A 1,930-nucleotide genomic window follows, 5' to 3' on the forward strand; every position below is an offset into this window, starting at 1 on the left:
GCGCCTGCAGGGCAAGGGCCCCGCCCCGCGCAACGCCTCGCCGCTGACGGTGATCGCCACCGACCAGGCCTACCAGTTCGAGGTGCAGATGACCGTGGCACCGGGCGGGCAGGGCGGGGCGCTGCTGTTCTACAGCGACAAGCTCTACGCCGGCGTGGGCAGCAATGGCGAGAATTTCGTCATGCACCGCTACGGCGAGGAACGCCCCGGCACGCTGGCCCCCAGTGCTACCGGTGGCACCCTGTGGCTGCGGGTCACCAACAATCGTCACATCGTCACCATCCACAGCAGCACCGATGGCAAGGTCTGGACCAAGTACCCGGTGCAGATGGAAGTGTCCGGCTACCACCACAACGTGGCCGGCAAGTTCCTGGCCTTGAAGCCGGCGCTGTACGCCGCCGGTGGCGGCCAGGTGGAGTTCCGCAACTTCCGCTACCGCGCCCTGGACTGACCGTTCTGCACCGCCGGGCATGCCGCCGCGCTGCCGGCTGCGGCGTGTCCGGCACGGCGGGTCCGGGGTGGCGGCAGGCTTCGCTCAGGTCTGCCGGCCGTCTGGCCGGTAGAATCCAATCAACTTCACTGGTTGACCGCTATGCCCGCCCGCAAGATGCCTGAAGAGGGAATGCCCGGCCTGCCGAAGGGCAAGGTAGCCACGATCAACGACATCGCACGGATGTCGGGCGTGTCCAAGAAGACCGTGTCGCGGATCATCAACAACTCGCCGCTGGTGCGCCAGGACACCCGAGAGAAGGTCGAAGCGCTGATGCGCGAGGTCGGCTACGCGCCCGACCCGCTGGCGCGCGGGCTGGCGTTCCGGCGCTCGTTCCTGATCGGCATGGTCTACGACAACCCCACCGCGCAGTACATCGTGGACATGCAGTACGGCGCGCTGGACGCGCTGCGCGGCTCCAGTTTCGAGCTGGTGGTGCACCCCTGCGACAGCCGCAGTCCCGGCTACATCGAAGGCGTGCGCCGGTTTGCGCAGGCGCAGAAGCTGCACGGGGTGATCCTGGTACCGCGCGCCTCCGAGGACCAGGCGCTGGCCGACATGCTGGCCGAAATCGGCTGCCGCTACACCCGCATCGCCTCGATCGCGCTGGACACCACCTCGCAGACGGTCATCACCCACGACCGCGACGGCGCAGCGGAAGCGGCCGATTACCTGCTCTCGCTCGGCCACCGCGACATCGCCCTGGTCACCGGCCCCAGCGCCTACCGCTCCTCGATCGAGCGCACCTCCGGCTTTGCCGACGCGCTGACCCGGCGCGGCATCGAACTGCCGCCCGAGCGCATCGTCGAAGCCGGCTACACCTTCGAATCGGGCGTGGCCGCCGCCGAAAAGCTGCTGCTGGGCAAGAAGCGCCCCACCGCCATCTTCACCGGTAACGACGAAATGGCCGCCGGTATCTACAAGGTGGCCCTGCGTGCCGGCATCAACATCCCGCGCCAGCTGTCGGTGATCGGCTACGACGACAGCTCGCTGGCCTCCCGCCTGTGGCCGCCGCTGACCTCGGTGCGCCGCCACACCCGCGACACCGGCCGCACTGCCGCGGCGATGCTGATCCAGCCCGACAACGCCCCGCAACTGCCCACCGCCAGCGTGCGCCCGCACCTGATCGTGCGCGACTCCTGCCAACCGCCGGAAGATTGAGCACCGCGCGCCGCGACCCCACGCGGCGCGGGCCTTGCGCGCCACCTTGCAGGGCGTTGTGCCGGTCAGGATGAGGACAGCTGGTTGGATCGGCCCACGGCTGGCCCCCATCCGCCCTTCGGGCACCTTCCCCCGCAGGCGGGGGAAGGCAGTGGCAGGCGGGGGACGACAGTCGTAAGCGGAGGAAGGCCAGTCCGCCGATCGCTGCCGTGAAGCCCCTCTCCCGCGCGGGGCGAGAAGGCACGGCTTGCGCGCCACGGGCGCGCGTGCCTTGGAGCG

At 69.7% G+C, this 1,930-nt stretch carries 2 protein-coding genes; both read left to right on the plus strand.

Features of this window, described 5'->3' with window-relative positions; translation table 11 throughout:
• Positions 1-451, plus strand: a 451-nt coding sequence (locus Y887_RS16590; protein WP_046965400.1) for a DUF1349 domain-containing protein, incomplete at its 5' end; no start/stop codon positions are given.
• A 141-nt stretch (positions 452-592) separates the two neighbouring features.
• A complete protein-coding gene (locus Y887_RS16595; protein ID WP_005989679.1) occupies positions 593-1,651 on the plus strand; it encodes a LacI family DNA-binding transcriptional regulator in 1,059 nt (352 codons plus the stop codon).
• The last annotated feature ends 279 nt before the right edge of the window (positions 1,652-1,930 follow it).

This window comes from Xanthomonas pisi DSM 18956 (genome assembly GCF_001010415.1).
Classification (GTDB): Bacteria; Pseudomonadota; Gammaproteobacteria; order Xanthomonadales; family Xanthomonadaceae; genus Xanthomonas; species Xanthomonas pisi.

Coding starts and splice junctions, on each gene's coding strand:
- Y887_RS16595 (WP_005989679.1), top strand. CDS start 593: ATGCCCGCCCGCAAGATGCCTGAAGAGGGAATGCCCGGCCTGCCGAAG.